The organism is Demequina sp. NBRC 110057 (genome assembly GCF_002090175.1).
Lineage (GTDB): Bacteria > Actinomycetota > Actinomycetes > Actinomycetales > Demequinaceae > Demequina.
The window spans coordinates 353,221-370,499 of sequence record NZ_BBRN01000004.1; the positions used below are offsets into that span (position 1 = coordinate 353,221).

The 17,279-nt window shown below is 70.1% G+C and carries 14 protein-coding genes; 3 read left to right on the forward strand and 11 right to left on the reverse strand.

The features are described 5' to 3' along the window. Window positions 1-4: 4 nt before the first annotated feature. Both sucB and lpdA read right to left on the reverse strand, forming a co-directional pair. Window positions 5-1,849 carry a 2-oxoglutarate dehydrogenase, E2 component, dihydrolipoamide succinyltransferase gene (gene sucB, locus B7K26_RS06585; protein WP_084078125.1) on the reverse strand — a complete coding sequence of 615 codons (1,845 nt, stop codon included), beginning with the start codon at window positions 1,847-1,849 and terminating at the stop codon, window positions 5-7. Between the two features lie 22 nt (window positions 1,850-1,871). After that, entirely contained in the window at window positions 1,872-3,257 is a 1,386-nt protein-coding gene (gene lpdA, locus B7K26_RS06590) for a dihydrolipoyl dehydrogenase (RefSeq protein WP_084078126.1), read from the reverse strand. An 88-nt stretch (window positions 3,258-3,345) separates the two neighbouring features. On the opposite strand from lpdA, the gene B7K26_RS06595 reads away from it, so the two are divergent. Next, a complete protein-coding gene (locus B7K26_RS06595) occupies window positions 3,346-3,681 on the forward strand; it encodes an oxidoreductase (protein WP_084078127.1) in 336 nt (111 codons plus the stop codon). 202 nt (window positions 3,682-3,883) lie between these two features. Here the strand turns inward: B7K26_RS06595 and B7K26_RS06600 are convergent, their stop codons facing one another. After that, on the reverse strand, window positions 3,884-5,326 hold the full coding sequence (locus B7K26_RS06600; protein ID WP_084078128.1) for a leucyl aminopeptidase: 1,443 nt from the start codon (window positions 5,324-5,326) through the stop codon (window positions 3,884-3,886). A 32-nt stretch (window positions 5,327-5,358) separates the two neighbouring features. Between B7K26_RS06600 and B7K26_RS06605 the strand changes: the two genes are divergently transcribed. After that, the gene (locus tag B7K26_RS06605; RefSeq protein WP_084078129.1) at window positions 5,359-6,363 is read left to right on the forward strand and encodes a quinone-dependent dihydroorotate dehydrogenase; all 1,005 of its coding nucleotides are present in this window, start codon (window positions 5,359-5,361) and stop codon (window positions 6,361-6,363) included. Between the two features lie 81 nt (window positions 6,364-6,444). Here B7K26_RS06605 and B7K26_RS06610 read toward each other — a convergent pair whose 3' ends face one another. Continuing rightward, window positions 6,445-7,551 (reverse strand): C4-dicarboxylate ABC transporter, encoded by a 1,107-nt coding sequence (locus B7K26_RS06610; protein WP_159449633.1) that lies wholly within the window; start codon window positions 7,549-7,551, stop codon window positions 6,445-6,447. Between the two features lie 82 nt (window positions 7,552-7,633). Between B7K26_RS06610 and B7K26_RS06615 the strand changes: the two genes are divergently transcribed. Further along, window positions 7,634-8,536: a LysR family transcriptional regulator gene (locus tag B7K26_RS06615; RefSeq protein WP_084078131.1), complete on the forward strand. Its 903-nt coding sequence runs from the start codon at window positions 7,634-7,636 to the stop codon at window positions 8,534-8,536. Between the two features lie 7 nt (window positions 8,537-8,543). Here the strand turns inward: B7K26_RS06615 and B7K26_RS06620 are convergent, their stop codons facing one another. From B7K26_RS06620 to B7K26_RS06650, 7 genes are all read right to left on the reverse strand, one after another. After that, window positions 8,544-9,320 (reverse strand): creatininase family protein, encoded by a 777-nt coding sequence (locus B7K26_RS06620; RefSeq protein ID WP_084078132.1) that lies wholly within the window; start codon window positions 9,318-9,320, stop codon window positions 8,544-8,546. Between the two features lie 77 nt (window positions 9,321-9,397). Next, entirely contained in the window at window positions 9,398-11,674 is a 2,277-nt protein-coding gene (gene yicI, locus B7K26_RS06625; RefSeq protein ID WP_084078133.1) for an alpha-xylosidase, read from the reverse strand. Continuing rightward, the gene (locus B7K26_RS06630; RefSeq protein WP_084078134.1) at window positions 11,671-12,576 is read right to left on the reverse strand and encodes a carbohydrate ABC transporter permease; all 906 of its coding nucleotides are present in this window, start codon (window positions 12,574-12,576) and stop codon (window positions 11,671-11,673) included. The genes yicI and B7K26_RS06630 overlap by 4 nt, the downstream gene beginning before the upstream one ends. Before the next feature lies 1 nt (window position 12,577). Then, window positions 12,578-13,543: a carbohydrate ABC transporter permease gene (locus B7K26_RS06635; protein WP_084078135.1), complete on the reverse strand. Its 966-nt coding sequence runs from the start codon at window positions 13,541-13,543 to the stop codon at window positions 12,578-12,580. A gap of 61 nt (window positions 13,544-13,604) precedes the next feature. Continuing rightward, window positions 13,605-14,921, reverse strand: a complete 1,317-nt coding sequence (locus tag B7K26_RS06640) for an ABC transporter substrate-binding protein (RefSeq protein WP_084078136.1) — start codon at window positions 14,919-14,921, stop codon at window positions 13,605-13,607. 101 nt (window positions 14,922-15,022) lie between these two features. Then, window positions 15,023-16,045 carry a LacI family DNA-binding transcriptional regulator gene (locus B7K26_RS06645; protein WP_084078137.1) on the reverse strand — a complete coding sequence of 341 codons (1,023 nt, stop codon included), beginning with the start codon at window positions 16,043-16,045 and terminating at the stop codon, window positions 15,023-15,025. A 203-nt stretch (window positions 16,046-16,248) separates the two neighbouring features. Beyond that, a complete protein-coding gene (locus tag B7K26_RS06650; protein ID WP_084078138.1) occupies window positions 16,249-17,259 on the reverse strand; it encodes an aldo/keto reductase family protein in 1,011 nt (336 codons plus the stop codon). Window positions 17,260-17,279: the final 20 nt, after the last annotated feature.

Sequence of the window (17,279 nt, forward strand, 5' to 3'; positions counted from 1 at the left end):
GTCGTTACAGACCCAGCTCGGACTCGAACTCGCCCGCCTCGATGATGCGCTTGACCGTCTGCAGGAAGCGGGCGGCGTCGGCACCATCGACGATGCGGTGGTCGTAGCTGAGCGGCAGGTAGCACATCGGGCGCACCGAGATGACGTCCTCGCCGTCGGGGCCCTTGACCACGACGGGCTTCTTCACGATCGCGCAGGTGGCGAGGATGCCGACCTGCGGGCTCGGGACGATCGGGGTGTCGAACAGCGTGCCGCCCGAGCCGGTGTTGGTCACCGAGAACGTGCCGCCCGAGATCTCGTCGGACTTGAGGCCGCCGTTGCGGGCCTTGCCGGCGAGGTCGACGATGCCCTGGGCGTGCTCCACGATGGTCTTCGAGTCAGCGTCACGCAGCGTCGGCAGCATGAGGCCCTTCTCGGTGTCCACGGCGAGCGACAGGTTGACGCTCGGGTGGTAGACGATCGAGTCGCCGTCGACGGAGGCGTTGAGGAACGCGTGCTCCTGCAGCGCGATCGCGACAGCGCGGGTGAAGAAGGGCAGGAACGTGAGGTTCACGCCGTGCTTCTCGGAGAACGCTGCCTTGTTCTTGGCGCGCAGGGCCCAGATCTTGGTGCAGTCGACCTCGACGACGGAGGTGAGCTGCGCCATGCCGTGCAGCGACTCCATCATCTTGTCCGACGTGATCTTGCGGATGCGGGTCATCTTGACCGTCTGGCCACGCAGCTCGGAGACCTCGACCTCGTTCGCCGACGACGCCGGGGCGGCGGCAGCGGGAGCGGCCGATGCTGCGGCAGGGGCAGCGGCGGGCTTGGCCTCGGCAGCGGCGAGCACGTCCTCCTTGCGGATGCGGCCACCGACGCCGGTGCCGGACACCGTCGCCAGGTCGATGCCACGCTCCTTGGCGAGCTTGCGCACGATGGGCGTGACGTAGCCCGAGCCGCCCGTGGGGGCGTCGCCGGCGGGTGCCGACTGCTGCGCGGGGGCGGCCGATGCCGCGGCGGGTGCCTCAGTCTCCGGCTGCGGAGCGGGAACGCTCGCGGGTGCAGGAGTGGGGGCGGGCGCGGAGGCGGCGGCCGGCTGGATGGCCGGTGCCGATGCCTGGGCGGGCGCAGACGCCTGGGCGGGAGCCGCGGGCGTCGCGGCGGGAGCGGACTCCTGAGCCGGGGCCGACTCAGCGGCCGGGGCGGCGGATCCGTCTCCGATGCGGGCCAGGACGGCGCCCACCTCGGCCTCCTCGTCCTCGTTCACGAGGATCTCGAGGAGGGTGCCGGCGACGGGCGACGGGATCTCGGTGTCGACCTTGTCGGTCGAGACCTCGAGGAGGGGCTCGTCGACCTCGACCTCTTCACCCACCGACTTGAGCCAGCGGGTGACGGTGCCCTCGGTGACGGACTCGCCAAGGGCGGGAAGCGTCACGTCCTGGCCACCGGCCGACCCAGAGGCGGCGGGGGCAGAGGCGGCGGCGGGAGCGGCCTGCTCCTGCTGGGCGGGGGCGGAGGCCTCGGCGGCCGGGGTGGCGGCGGGCTCGGCCTGGGCGGGGGAGGGCTCCGCGGGAGCGGACTCCTGCGCGGGGGCCGAGTCGGCAGCGGGTGCGGCGTCGCCGCCGGACTCGCCTGCCTCGCCGATGCGGGCCAGGACGGCGCCCACCTCAGCCTCCTCGTCCTCGTTCACGAGGATCTCGAGGAGGGTGCCGGCGACGGGCGACGGGATCTCGGTGTCGACCTTGTCGGTCGAGACCTCGAGGAGGGGCTCGTCCACCTCGACGGTGTCGCCGATGGACTTCAGCCAGCGGGTGACGGTGCCCTCGGTGACGGACTCGCCAAGGGCGGGAAGAGTGACGTCGTTGCTCATATGAGTGATCTTCTCCGTTGAATCAGTCGTGCGCGTGGAGCGGCTTGCCGGCGAGGGCGAGGAACGCCTCGCCCACGGCCTCGGTCTGGCTGGGGTGGGCGTGGATCAGGGGAGCGACATCCTCGGGGTGAGCGTCCCAGCTCACGATGAGCTGCGCCTCGCCGATGAGCTCGCCGACGCGGGCGCCCAGCATGTGGACGCCGACCACGGGGCCCTCCTTGACGCGCACGAGCTTCACGAAGCCCTGCGTACCGAGGATCTGGCTCTTGCCGTTGCCGCCCAGGTTGTACTCGACGGTCTCGACGGCGTCCTCGCCGTGCGTCTCCTTGGCCTTGGCCTCGGTGAGGCCCACCGACGCGACCTCGGGGTCGCAGTAGGTGACGCGGGGGATGTTCGACTCGACGATGGGCTGCGGGCTGAGGCCGGCAATCGTCTCGGCGACGAAGATTCCCTGGCCGAAGCCGCGGTGGGCGAGCTGGAGACCGGGAACGATGTCGCCGACCGCGTAGATGTTGCCCACACCGGTGTGGAGCTTCTCGTCGGTGAGCACGAAGCCGCGGTCAACACGGATGCCCTGCTCCTCGTAACCGAGGCCGGTGGTGCGGGGGCCACGGCCCACGGCGACCAGCAGGATCTCGGCCTCGAGGACGGTGCCATCGGCGAGGGTGACCTTGACGCCCTGGTCGGTCTGCTCGACCTTCTCGAAGAACACGCCGAGCTTGAAGTCGATCTTGCGCTTGCGGAATGCACGCTCGAGGCCCTTGGAGATGGCCTCCTCCTCGTTGGGAACGAGGTGCGGCAGGCCCTCGACGATGGTGACGTTCGAGCCGAAGGAGTTCCACACGGAGGCAAACTCGACGCCGATCACGCCTCCGCCGAGGATGATCGCCGAGGCGGGCACCACGTCGAGCTCGAGCGCCTGGTCGGACGTCATCACGCGGCCGCCGATCTCGAGACCGGGGAGGGTGCGCGAGTAGGAGCCGGTGGCCAGGACGATCGACTTCGCGGTGTAACGCTCGCCGCGCACCTCGATCGCGTCGGGGCCCACGAGCGTGCCGTGGCCCTCGATGACGGTGACCTTGCGCGACTTGATGAGGCCCTGAAGTCCCTTGTACAGGCGGTCGATGACGCCCTGCTTGTACTGGTTGACGACGTTCATGTCGATCGACTCGAGCGTGGTGTTCACACCGTACTTCGCGCCCTCACGCGCGTTGTCCGCGAGCTCCGCGGCGTGCAGGAGGGCCTTGGTCGGGATGCATCCGTTGTGCAGGCAGGTGCCGCCGAGCTTGGACTCTTCGACGAGTCCCACGGTCAGGCCGAGCTGCGCGGCGCGCAACGCAGCGGCGTAGCCACCGGAGCCGCCGCCAAGAATGAGTAGGTCGTACGAGCGTGGGGTGGACTCGGTCACTATGTGTACTCCTTGTGGGTGTCGGTCCCTCCCATCTTGCCACTCCAGCACGTTCCCGCGAACCGCCACGCGTGACTAACCTGGGCACATGGGGATGTTCTCGCGCATGTTCGGGTCCAAGAAGACCGCCAAAGCCGGTGGCACGTCGTCCAGTCAGGCGCGCGAGGAGACCATCGCGCACCTCAAGGAATTCGTCCGCAGCCGGCCGGGCTGTGAGGCGTTCATCGAGCCGCCTACGCGCGTGACGCAGACGACGATGGTGGTCGTCGCCGAGTCGGGCGAATGGACGCGGCGCCGCGTGCCGGACCAGGACACCGCGCGCAAGGTCGCGTCCCAGCTGGGCGTGCCCGCGTTCGACGTCAACCTGTCCGGCTACCCCTCCCGCATGCGCGAGTGGAACGAGAAGCAGCGCAAGCAGCGCTAGCCGGCCCCCGCATCGGCCCCACCCTGTGGCGCGCAAATGGCCTCATTTGCGTCACGAACGCGAGTGTGAGGCCGCAAATGGCCGCATTTGCGGCAGGAGAGTAGCCCGCAGGCGAGTGGAGAGGTGCGGCCGATGCCGCGGCCGCCACACGCACGAGCGCCCGGCCACCAAGCGGTGGCCGGGCGCTCGTGCGTCAGAGGGGTCAGGCTCCCGCGCGCTGCTCCAGGAAGCGGAACAGGGTGCGCACACCGAAGCCGGTGGCGCCGGCGGGGGTGTAGCCCCACGGTGCGCCCTCGTTGAACGCGGGGCGCGCGATGTCGAGGTGGGCCCACGGGGTGTCGCCGACGAACTCCTGCAGGAACACGCCGGCCGTCAGCATGCCGCCGCCATTCGGGTCACCCATGTTCTGCAGGTCCGCGACCTTCGACTTGATGCCGTCGCGCAGGTGGTCGGGCAGGGGCATGGGCCAGAAGGGCTCGTTCGCGCCGCCGGCGGCGTCGACCACCTCGGTGCGGATGTCGTCGTCGCCCATGACGCCGGCGGTGCGGGTGCCGAGCGCGACGCCCTGGGCGCCCGTGAGGGTCGCGATGTCGAGCACCACGTCGGGGTTGTCCTCGATGGCGCGGGCGAGGCCGTCGGCCATGACGAGGCGGCCCTCGGCGTCGGTGTTCAGCACCTCGACGGTCTTGCCGCCGTAGATGCGGATGACATCGGAGGGACGCTGGGCGGTGCCGGACGGCATGTTCTCCGCCATGCACAGCCAGCCGGTGACCTTGACGGGAAGCTCCGCCTTGGCAGCGGCGAGCACGGTGTGGAGCACCGCGGCCGAGCCCGACATGTCGGACTTCATCGTCTCCATCGACTTCGACGGCTTCAGCGAGATGCCGCCGGTGTCGAACGTGATGCCCTTACCGATAATCGCGACGTGCTGCGAGGCGCCCTCGGGGGCCCACTCGACCTTGACCAGGCGAGGCAGGCGCGAGGAGCCCATGCCGACGGCCAGCAGGCCGCCGAAGCCCTCGTCGGCGAGGCGCTGGGGCTCCCAGACCTCGACCTCGACGCCGTGGGCCTCGCCGTAGGACTGCGCGATCTCGGCCACGGCGCCGGGGAACATGTCCAGCGGCGGGGTGTTGACCAGGTCGCGCGCGCCGGCGACGGCGCCGGCGAGGATGCGGGCACGGGTGATGGCGGCCTCGGAGGCGCCAGCGATCAGCCAGTCGGGGCCGTGGTAGCCGGCGACCTCGTCGTCGGACTTGTACGCGTTGAAGGAGTAGGCGCCCAGCACGGCACCCTCGGCGATCGCTGAGGCGGCGGCGTCGTCGGCGGCGGGCAGCGCGACCACGACGGTGGCGGGACGGGTGCCGATCGCGCGAGCGGCAGCGCCGGCGGCCTCGCGCAGCTCGCCCTCGGAGCCGCCGCCGATGCCGACGACGACGATGCGCTTGGCCTCGACGCCCGTGCCGGGCAGGACGACGGTCGAGCCGACCTTGGCGGACGCCTCGAGCGTCGCCGCGGACTCGGCCACCGCGGCGCGCACGGACTCGTCGAGGAGCTCGTGGGAGATGACATCGCCGTCGAAGCCCAGGATGAGGGCGTCGGCGGCGAGAGTGGACACAGAAGTGCTCGTGGCATTCATGGAGGTCATGCCTCGAGCCTACGCCGCGCTACCGTGGTCGCGTGTATCGGGCCCTTTACGACCATGTCCTCTCCCACGTCGACGCCGAGCGCTCGCACCGCATCGGCGTCCTGGGATTCAAGTACGGGGCGTGGGCGTTCCGTGCGGGGCGCGCGGTCGGCATGCTGCCCAAGGTCACGACGCGGGTCGAGGCGCTCGGCCTGACCTTCCCCGGTCGCGTGGGCCTCGCCGCCGGTATGGACAAGAACGCCGAGGCAGTGGTGGGCCTCGCGGACTCGGGCTTCGCCTTCGTCGAGGTGGGCACCGTGACCGCGCAGGGCCAGCCGGGCAACGAGAAGCCGCGCTCGTGGCGAGAGAAGGACCTGAGAGCGCTGCGCAACCGCATGGGCTTCAACAACGACGGGGCCGATGCCGTGGCCGAGCGCCTGCGCCGCCTCCGCGCGAGCAAGCGGGGCTCCCGCGTGGTGCTGGGCGTGAACATCGGCAAGACCAAGGTGACGGCCCCCGAGGATGCGGCGGCCGACTACGCCTACTCGGCGACAAGGCTCGCGCCCTTCGCCTCGTATCTGGTGGTGAACGTGTCGTCGCCGAACACGCCGGGCCTGCGCGACCTGCAGTCGACCGAGTCGCTGCGTCCCATCCTCGTCGCGGTCCGGGAGGCGGCCGATGCCGCGGTGACGGAGCGGCGCGTGCCGCTGCTCGTCAAGATCGCCCCGGACCTGGCAGACGAGGACGTCGACGCCGTCGCGGACCTCGCGCTCGAGCTGGGACTCGACGGCATCATCGCCACGAACACGACCATTGCGCACGATCGCGGCCCGGGCGGCGTCTCGGGTCCGCCCGTGCGCGTTCGCGCGGTGGAGGTCGTGACGCGCCTGCGCGAGCGGGCGGGTGAGGGCCTGGTCATCATCGGCGTCGGTGGCATCGAGTCCGAGGCCGATGCCCGCGCGCTGCTGCGGGCGGGTGCCACCCTGCTGCAGACCTACACGGGATTCGTGTACCAGGGGCCGGGGTGGGTCGCGCGCCTCAACGCCGCCATCGCGTGACGCGCCGCTGAGAGGGGATCCACTTCCATGGCACCAGCGCCGGTGTCATGAAAATGGATCCGCCCCCAGCGGTCGTCGCGCTCAGATGGCGTAGGTCGCCGCCACCGTGCGATCGGCGTCCGCGGCGGCGAGCGTCTCGCCTCCCCACGCGGCGCGCCGGCGCGTCAGCTCCCTCACTGTGCCCCACGCGCTCACTGCCCACCCGCCCAGCAGCGCCGCCAGGAATGCCACGGCCAGCGCGAGGAGCGCCCCCGAGCCCGTCAGGGTCGCGAGGCCGGCGGCGCCCGTCGCGCAGGTGCCCACGGGGAACGTGAACGACCACCACGACATCGCGTACGGCAGGCGTCGCCCCGCGACGCGCACGGCCACCGCTATGGCCACGGCGAGCCACAGGACCGCGAAGCCGAGCACGGGTATCCCGATGAGGATGGCGGCGGGGGCGAGCGCCTGGCGGACCCACGGCAGCGCGTCGCCCGCGTGCAGCGCGAGCATGGCGAGCACGGTCACCGACTGCCCGAGTGGGCCCAGGACGACCCACAGCGCGGGGACAGTCGATGCGTCGGCGTGCTGGTGGTGAGCGAGCCTCCACCACACCGCGGCGATGGTGAGGGCGGCGGCGATGCCGGCGGCACCGGCCATCGCGAGGCAGGCGAGCGCCACCGCCTGCGCGAGGGCGGGGGAGTCGAGGCGGTCGGCCAGTGCGGCGCCGGTGGCGGCCGAGACCATCGGCGCGACGACCGGGAGCAGCCACGTCGGCGAGGCGGCATCGGTACCCACGCGGTGCGTCGTGAATTGCCTGGCCGGCACGGCGACCGCCACGGTGAGGCCTGCGGCCGTGCCGACTGTCCAGAGCGCGACGTCCGCGACGACGGGCCACGTCCCGCCCAGGACGGGCGCCAGGGCGAGGGTCGCCCCGCCCACGGCGAGGAGTGCCATCGGTGGAGCGCCGAAGAACGGCGCGACCGCGGAGTCGGCGACCTCACGCTGCAGGAGCGAGCGGTCGCGTCGGTACGCGCGGACAGCGTGCGTCACCGCCGCCCCGAGCAGCACCACGGCGAGGGCCCAGGCGCCGACGGCGACGGAGTCGAGCACCGGGGAGGAGATGGGCAATGCCTCGACCGCGGTCGCCACGATGGCCGTGCCCATGACGGGCGTGAACCATTGCGGGGTCGAGGACGGGGGTGCCATGGGGTCCATGCTCCAGCCTCGCTCCGCGCGCCGGTAGGGTGACCTCCACAGGTATCCACAAGGGATTGTTGTGGGAGGTGGGATGACCGAGCCGTCGCTGGAGGAGTTGCGCATGCTGCTCGCCGTTCAACGCCAGGGCTCCCTCACGGCCGCCGCCGAGGACCTGGGCGTCACCCAGCAGGCGGTGTCCCAGCGCATGCGGACCCTCGAACGACGGCTCGGCCTTAACCTCCTTGAGCGCAGCGCCAGGGGATCGACCCTCACCTCTCACGGTCGGCTCATCGCCGACTGGGCGCGAGGAGTGATCGACCAGGTCGAGGCGCTGACGGCGGCCGCCGCCGCGCTGCGCGAGGACCGCGACGCGCAATTGAGTGTCGCCGCGTCCATGACCATTGCGGAACACCTGATGCCACGCTGGCTGGTCGCCGGCAGGGCGCGGGGTGTCCAGGCACGCCTTGAGCTCGCCGCCGTGAACTCCGCCTCCGTGGTGGATCGGATCCGGGCGGGCGAGGCGGAGCTGGGCTTCATCGAGTCGCCTGACGTCCCCCGCCGCCTCGCGAGTCGCGCGATCGGCGCGGACGAGGTGGTCGTCGTGGTCGCGCCAGGGCACCCCTGGTCGCGGCGCACCCGCGTGGGCGCCGACGAGGTGGCACGCACCGCGCTGATCTTGCGAGAAGAGGGCTCAGGCACGCGCGTCACCCTGGAGCGCGCACTCGCCGCGTCAGGCCTCACGCTCGCGCCACCGGCGGCGGAGCTGTCGACCACGGCCGCGATCCGCGCCGTCGTCATGGCCGGCACGGGGGCAGCGGCGGTGTCGGAACTCGCCGTGCGGGACGACCTCGCCTCGGGCGCGCTGGTCCGCGTCCCCGTCGACGGCCCCCCGCTCACCCGACACTTCACCGCCGTATGGGACGGCTCGCGCGCGCTGTCGCCAGCGGGCGCCGGATTCCTCGAACTCGCGACAGCGCTCGGCGTCGGCCAGTAGCGAGGACTCAGGCCGCGGGGTCGAAGGTCGCGATCTCCTGCAGGGCCTCGACGCCGTCGGCGATGAGGCCCGAGGCGATGCGTTCGCCCGCCCCGGCGCTCGCACCGGTGGGATCGCCGAGCACGCCATCGAACCCGAAGTCGTCGCTGAGCCAGCCGAACTCGACGCTCGCGCCCGCGAAGCCGAGATGACGGTGGTCGGCCAGCGTCGGCGGGATGGCGCGAGCGAACTGGGCGGCGTCGACGAGCTCGGGGCGCAGGTGCATGAGGAGCGACGCCTCGCCCCAGCCTCCGTGGATGCCGAGCCCGCGTTCGTCGGGGCCGTCCACGCCGTCGCCCGAGGGGATGGCGACCGACATCGCGAAGGTGCGGAGCCCGTACAGGCGCCGCAGCTCGCGCAGCGCGGTGGCAAGCACAGGGGTGTTGCCGCCGTGGCCGTTGTAGAACACCAGCGTGCGCGCGGGAGTGGAGGCGAGGGAGCGGCCGATGCTGCGCAGCGTCGCGAGGAGCTCGTCGGCGCCGATCCAGAAGGTCCCGGGTGCCCAGGCGTGCTCGTCGGACTTGGCATAAGCGATGGGGGGCAGGCGCCACACGTCGAGGCCGGCGTCCACGGCCGCGGAGGCGAGACGCGCGGACATCTGGTCCGCCGCGATGAGGTCCGTGGCAAGGGGCAGGTGCGGGCCATGATGCTCGATGGACCCGACGGGCAGCAGCACGATCGAGTCGGGGGTGAGGGTGGCGGCGAGCGCCGGCCCGCTGAGGTCGGCAAGGTCGCGAGTCGTCATGGGCCGAGTCTCACACACGGCCGCGCCCCCGACACCGGGTCACACGGTGTCGGGGGCGCGGCGCGTCGTCGGGAGGCCTAGCGGTGGACGCGCACCTCGGGCGTCGCCGTGGTGCCTACCGCCGTGGCCGTCGCGCTGTCGCCCTCGCCGTTCACCGTGAACGTCACGCGCTCGCCGTCGGGCGTGACGACGTCGACGGAGCCCGTGATCTCGTCCGCCTCCGGGTAGACGTCAAGGACCAGGCCGTCGAGGTAGTCGTAGTCCGGCCGGTCGGTGCGCGAGCCGCGCGCGATGACGGCCCCAGGCCGCACATACAGGGGCAGCGAGTCGAAGCCGTGGCTCTCGCGAAGCCACCGGCCACCCTCGACGCGCTCGCCGGTGATCAGCGAGGTCCACGTGCCCGAGGGCAGGTACACGTCGACGGTGCCGTCCGCGCTCATGACGGGGGCGACGAGCACCTCGGACCCGAGCATGTACTGGCGGTCCAGGTACGTGACGGCGGGGTCGTCGGGGAACTCGAAGAACATCGGCCGCGCGATGGACACTCCCGTGGCCGCAGCATCGGCCCCCGCCGCGAGCAGGTACGGCATGAGGCTGTTCTTCAGCTCCGCGAACCGGCGCGTCACCGCGACCGCCTCGTCGTCGAACGCCCACGGGACGCGGTACGAGTCCGAGCCGTGCAGGCGGGAGTGCGACGACAGCAGGCCGAACGCCACCCAGCGCTTGAACACCCCGGGATCCGGGGTGCCCTCGAAGCCGCCGATGTCGTGGCTCCAGTAGCCGAATCCGCTCGCCGCGAGGGACAGGCCGCCGCGCAGCGTCTCCGCCATCGAGGGGTAGGTCGACGTGTTGTCGCCGCCCCAGTGCACGGGGAACTGCTGGCCTCCGGCGGTCGCCGAGCGGGCGAAGAGCACCGCCTCGCCCTCACCTCGCTCCTCCTTGAGCACCTCGAACACGGCGTCGTTGTACAGCTGTGTGTAGAGGTTGTGCATCACCGTCGGGTCGGAACCGTCGTGGTACGTGACGTCGGTGGGGATGCGCTCGCCAAAGTCAGTCTTGAGCGCGTCAACCCCCTGACGCAGGAGCGTCCTGAGGCGGTCCTGGAACCACCGGCGTGCGGCGGGGTTCGTGAAGTCCACGAGCGCCATGCCCGCGACCCACAGGTCCCACTGCCACACCGTGCCGTCGGGGTTCTTCACGAAGTACCCGTGCTCGAGCCCCTCGTCGAACATCGAGGAGGCCTGGGCGATGTACGGGTTGATCCACGCGCACACCCTGAGGTCCCGCTCGTGCAGGCGCGCGAGCATGCCCTCGGGATCGGGGAAGGTGCGCTCGTCCCAGGTGAGGTTGGTCCACTCGAACTCGCGCATCCAGAAGCAGTCGAAGTGGAACACGGACAGCGGGATGTCGCGCTCGCGCATGCCGTCGATGAAGCGGTTGACAGTGGCCTCGTCGTAGTCCGTCGTGAACGAGGTCGACAGCCACAGCCCGTAGGACCAGGCGGGAACGCTCGCCGGGCGCCCCGTCAGGCGGGTGTACCGGTCGATGACGTCCTTGGGCGTCGGGCCCGCGAACACGAGGTACTCGAGCGACTGGCCGGGGACCGAGAACTGGACCCTCTCGACAGTCTCCGAGCCGACCTCGAAGGACACGTGCTCGGGGTGGTTGACCAGCACGCCGTAGCCGCGGTTGGTGAGGTAGAACGGAATGTTCTTGTAGGACTGCTCGGACGAGGTGCCGCCGTCGGCGTTCCAGATGTCGACGCTCTGACCGTTCTTCACGAGCGGCCCAAATCGCTCGCCGAGGCCGTAAACCACCTCGCCCACGCCGAGGTCGAGCTGCTCGTGCGTGTAGGCACGCGCCGGCGCGCGGCCGTCGTGCGCGACCCCGGTCTCCCCGGCGGGCTCCGCCGCCACGGCGGCATCGGCCCCGAGCACCATGTGGCCCGGGCCCTTTTCTCCCGACCCGGTCAGCCGCGTGTCGCCGTCGAAGAACTCCAGGTTCCACGGGGCTCCCGCGGTCACGACCGCACGCAGGCGACCCGCCGTGACGGTGCCCGCGGTCTCGGTGACCTCAACCTCGCCGCCACAGCCGGCATCGGCCGTCAGCGCGAACCCGGGGGAGCGGCGCACGCCGCGATGGTGGTCGATGCGCACGCGGATAACACCCTCGGCGACGGGAGCCACCGTGACCTCCAGCGCGGGAAGGTTGAGGACATTGCCTCGCGCCTGGATCTCGCGGGTGGGCGCGAGGACGTGCAGGGCCCCGTCGCGTTCCGTGAGGCGGAAGGCCTCGCGGGCGTAGAGGGCCTCGACGCCGGGGCGGCGCTGCCAGAATCCGTCGGTGAACTTCACTTCACTGCTCCTGCCGTAATGCCTCGGGTCAGCGTGCGCTGGAAGATGAGGAAGAAGATGATGGTGGGGATGATGCTGATGAGCGTGCCGGCCACGAGGGTCGTGGTGTCGGTCTGTCGCTCGCCGTTCAGCTGCTCAAGGACCAGCGGCACCGTGAGCGAGTCGGGGGAGTTCAGGAACGCCAGGGGCAGCAGGAACTCGTTCCACGTCCAGATGAAGAAGAACACCATCAGCACGCTCAGCGTGGGCTTGATGATGGGCACGATGACCGATCGCAGCGAGCGCCAGCGGGTGGCGCCGTCCATGGCCGCGGCCTCCAAGATCTCCTTGGGGAACGTTCCCAACAGACTGGACAGCAGGTAGGTGCCGAAGGCCGCCTGGATGACGGTGAACGTGATGATGACGGACCACGGGTTGGACAGCAGCCCGAGGTCGTCGTACAGCTGGAACAGCGGGTCGAACAGCATCTCCTGAGGCACCAGGTTGGCCATCAGGAAGAGCAGCACAATCCAGGTGCGGCCCTTGACGCGGCCGATGCCGATCGCGAACGAGTTCAGCACCGACAGGATCACGGCGAACACGGCCACGAGCGTCGAGATGAAGATCGAGTTCCACAGTGCGCGCGGGAAATTCTGCTCCTCCCAGAAGGTCTGGATGCCGGTGAAGTCCAGGGACTCGGGGAAGTCCAGCGGCGACGAGTTCGCGTAGTCCGCGGGCGACTTGAAGGCGTTCATGAGCAGGAGCAGCACCGGGAAGATGATGACGAGTGCTCCCACGACGGCGAGGATCATCAGGATCCACTCCGCCGGCGTGCGGGGGCGAGCCTTGTTGCGGCTCGTGGGGTCGGCGCTTGCCTTGCGGCGAGGCTTGCGGTCGGCCGATGCCTGGGCGAGGTCGGTCATGTCAGGCGTCCTTTCGCTCGGCGCGGTTTTGCACGCGGATGAAGATGACGGCGACGATGAACACGACGACCGTGACGGCGGTGGCGATGGTCGCGGCGTAGCCCTTGTCCTGGCCGTTGATGAACTCGTTGTAGGCGTAGAACGACGGCACGTAGGTGGACTTGTTGGGGCCGCCCTGGGTCAGGATGAAGACCGGGGCGAACACCTTCAGGGCAGCGATCGTGGTCGTGAGGGACACCACGAAGACCTCGGGACGAATCATCGGCAGGGTGATGGCGCGGAAGCGCTCAAACCAGTTGGCGCCGTCGAGTTCGCTGGCCTCGTACAGTTCGGGGTCGACGCGCTGCAGGGCGGCCATGAAGATCACGATGGGGTAGCCGATCTGGATCCAGATCATGAGCACCATGACCGATGCCATGGCGGTGCCGTACGAGCCGCCCAGCCAGTTGATGGTGACGTCGTCGCCAGTGATTGCGCTGAGGAACTGGTTGACCACGCCATCGGAGTTGGGCTTGAGCAGCCAGCCGAACAGCACGCCGGCGACGGCGATGGGGAGGATCTGCGGGATGTAGTACGTGGCGCGCAGGAAGCTCGAGAGCTTGCCGCCGAAGCGGCGGCCCACCACGTCGAAGAGCAGCGCGGCGATCACGAGGCCCAGCAGGGTGGGCACGATCACCATCGCGATGATGACCAGGAAGATGTTCTGGAAGGACTGCAGGAACTCGTGGTCCTGGAACAGGGCGGTCCAGTTGTCGAGGCCGGCGAACTGCTCCTCGGCGCGGCCCCCGCGCCAGTGGAAGAAACTCAGCCGCACGTTGCGCACGATGGGGTAGAAGATGATCGCGGCCATGAGGAGCAGGCCGGGAATGAAGTAGAGCCAGTAGCCCCACTTGTGGCCGCCGCGCTGGGGGATGCGCGCGGCATCGGCCGGGCTGGTGGAGCGCCGCCGGGTGGGTGTCGTCGTCATGGTGTCATTCCTCTCGGGCGCGGCCCGGGCAGGGCCCGGGCCGCGCCGGTGAGCGGGTCGGTCAGCGCAGGTCCGCGGCGTACGACTCGTAGTACTCCTCGAGCTGTGCCTCGGCGCTCGCGACGTCGTAGTCGCCGTTCACGAGGCCCTGCAGCACGGCGTTGAGGTCGCCGTAGAAGTCGGGCGTGGGCCAGTCGGGGTAGAAGGCGAGTCCGTCGCGGTCGTTGACCTCGTTGAACAGGCCGATCAGCTGCTGGGCGTCCGGGTCGGTGATGTCATCGGTGTTGGCCGCGACCGGGAGGCCGCCGGACTCGCCGAGCAGCGCCTGCACCTCGGGGCGCATGGTGACGTCGATGAAGATCCGCGCGAGGTCGGGCTCCTGCGACTCGACGGGAACCACCCACATGTTGCCGCCGGATCCGGGCGTGAGGGTGGTGTCGGGCCAGTTGGTGGTGCCGAGCTCGAAGTCGGTGATGTCCGACAGGAAGCGGCCGTACCACCAGGAGCCGGAGTAGAACATGGGGGTCTCGCCGTTGATGAACTGCAGACCCGCGTCCTCGGCGGTCATGCCCGTGATGGCGGTGTCGAGGTAGCCCGACTCGACCCAGTCCGCGATGGTCTGCGTGGCGTAGGTGATCTCCTCGCCGGTCCAGTCCACGGGCTCCGTGTACAGCTGGTAGGCGTCGACGAAGTCGCGGTCGGCCTTGCTCAGCGCCAGCTGGTACCACAGCTGGCCCAGGGGGTACTCCTGTGCCGACTCGGCGAACGGGGTGATGCCCTGGTCGGCGAAGGTGGCGGCGGCGGCCTCGATGTCGGCCATCGAGGTGGGCTCCTCGAGCCCGGCCTCCGCGAACATGTCCTTGTTGTAGTAGAGGAACACGAACTCGCCGTAGTTGGGAACGCCGTAGTAGCTGCCCGAGCCCATGACGCCGTTCTCGTCGTACTGCGCGGTCGTGGCGACCGAGTCGGACAGTGCGTCGGACCAGCCGTACTCCTCGTAGGCGTCGTCGAGGTTCTGGATGACGCCGATGGCGGCGAGCTGGCCCGCGGTGGCGTTCCCCTTGTTGTACTCGGACACGTCGGGGGCGTCGCCGGAGTCGAAGAGCTGCTCGGCCGAGGTGCGAAGGTCCTCGAAGGCGGTGGTCTCGAGGTTGACCTCGGCGCCGGTCTCCTCCTCGAAGATCTCGATGGCCTTGTCCCACGCGATGCCCATTGCGGAGTCGGCGCCCTCGTAGTGGAGGACGTTGAGGGTGTGGCCGGACCAGTCGCCGTCCTCGGGGACGTCGCCGCCCCCGTCGCCTCCGGAGGAGCACGCCGTGAGGGCGATGAGTGCGCCGGCTGCGCCCAGCGCGCCGGTGTAGCGGATACGGGTATTCATGCGGGTTCTACCTCCTTGTAGTGGCCGCGGGGGCCGGGTGCGATGTCTTTCGAAGCGCTTCGAAAGTGGGGTGGGCAAGAGTGAGGGCGCCGGCGGCGGCCTCACACCTCTGAGGGCCGAGTTGTCGCGTGGACCACAGAGCCGCGAGTGATGTAGGTCGGCGGGAGCAGGGTCGTCTCGGGCGCGACGAACCCGTCGTCGATGATGCGCGCGAGGAGGTCGACGGCGGCAGAGCACGAGGCGCTGGCGTCGAGCGGGATGGTGTCGAAGGGAACGGTGAAGCGGGCAGTAGAGAAGGTGACGCCTGCGGCGATGACGCTGACGTCGCCCGGCACTGTGCGGCCGTGCTCGACGAGCGCGGCGGTGACGGATGACGCCACCTCGGCTGTCGTGTTGAGCACGAGCCCGTCGAGATCGGGCTGGGCCTCCAGGAGCGCGGCGACGGCCTCGTGCGCCCGGTGAAACTCGGGGTGCGCCACGGGTGCCTCCAGCCCCACCTCCCGCGCGTGGTCCACGAAGCCCTCGCGGAACCTCAGCGGAAAGTTGGACTCGCGGCGCATCGTCTCCAGCGGGTGCGACACGAGGCCGATGTTGCGGCGTCCGGCCACGAGCAGCGCGTCGATGGCGTCGCGCGCCGCCGCGGCGAAGTCGAGGTCCACGCACACGAGGCCGGTGGTGTCGGCCGGAATGCCGATGAATACCGTGGGGCAGGCGATGTCGCGCGCGAGCTGGGCACGCTCGTCGTGCGCGTCGACGTCGAGGACGACGATGCCGTCGGCGAGCGCCGTGCCGGCCGAGCGGCGCATGCCCTCGCTCGCGTCGGTGTCGACGAGCAGGAGGGTGTCGTAGTCGTGAAGGCGCGCGGCCTTCGTCACCTCCATGGCAAACACCATGTGCGCGCTGTGATCGGTGTCGGGGTGGAGCGGGGCGGTGACAGCGAGGATGTGGGAGCGGTTGGCGGCGAGCATGCGGGCCGAGGCGTGGGGGAGATACCCCAGGGCGGCGGCGGCGGCGAGCACTCGCTCGCGCGTCTCGGCCTTCAGCGATCGCTTGCCGGAGAGTGCATAGGACACGGTCGAGATGCTGACGCCCGCCTCGCGGGCGACATCCTGAATCGTGGCCATCGTGACTCCGTCGTCTGATCGTGCTGCATTTCGAAGCGCTTCGAAGAGCGCGTCCCGACGACCATAAGTTGCCTGCGACAACTTAGCAAGGGGGGTAGCGATGATTTACCGTTTTGTGACCTTGGCGCCGGTACACACCCCGGACGGCAGAGGGCCCCGCAACCATCGTGGTCGCGGGGCCCTCCGCCATGCCTGTGGTCGGTTTAGCGGCCGGGCTTGGGGTTGGTCTCGACGGTCTTGCCCGGGTCGCGCTCCACGATGTCGCCGAGCGCCTCGTCGATCCTGGCCATCGCCTCGGCGGGGATCTCGACGCCGGACGCCTTCGCGTTCTCGTAGACCTGCTCCGGTCGGGAGGCGCCGATGATCGCCGCAGACACGTTGGGGTTCTGCAGCACCCACGCCAGCGCGAGCTGCGCCATGGTGAGGTCGAGCTCTTCGGCGACGGGCGCGAGCGCCTGCACCCGCGTGAGGACGTCGTCGTTCATGAACCGCTGAATCATGTTCGCGCCGCCCTTCTCGTCGGTGGCGCGCGAGCCGGCGGGCGGCTCCTGGCCGGGCTTGTACTTGCCGGTCAGCACGCCCTGGGCGACGGGGGACCACACGATCTGCCCCAGGCCGGCCTCGACCGAGGCGGGGATCACCTCGTCCTCAATGACGCGCCACAGCATCGAGTACTGGGGCTGCGAGGACACGAGCGGGATGCGCAGCTCGCGGGCGAGGGCGGCGGCCTCGCGAATCTGGCTCGCCGTCCACTCGGAAACGCCGATGTAGTGCGCCTTTCCCGCATGGACCACGTCGGCGAAGGCGGACATGGTCTCCTCGAGCGGCGTGTCGTGGTCGTAGCGGTGTGCCTGGTAGACGTCCACGTAGTCGGTCTTGAGGCGGCGCAGCGAGCCGTTGATGGACTCGAGGATGTGCTTGCGCGACAGCCCCATGTCGTTGGCACCCTTGGGCCCGGTGGGCCAGTAAACCTTGGTGAAGATCTCCAGGCTCTCGCGGCGCTCGCCGGCGAGGATCTCGCCCAGCACCGTCTCCGCGGCGGTGTTGGCATAGACGTCGGCAGTGTCAAACGAGGTGATGCCCACGTCGAGTGCCGCCTTGACGCAGGCAGCCGCCTGCTCGTTCTCGACCTGCGAGCCGTGGGTGAGCCAGTTGCCGTAGACGAGTTCGGTGATCTTCAGTCCTGAGTTGCCCAGGTAGCGGTAGTTGACCATGCCGTCACCCTAACGCGGCG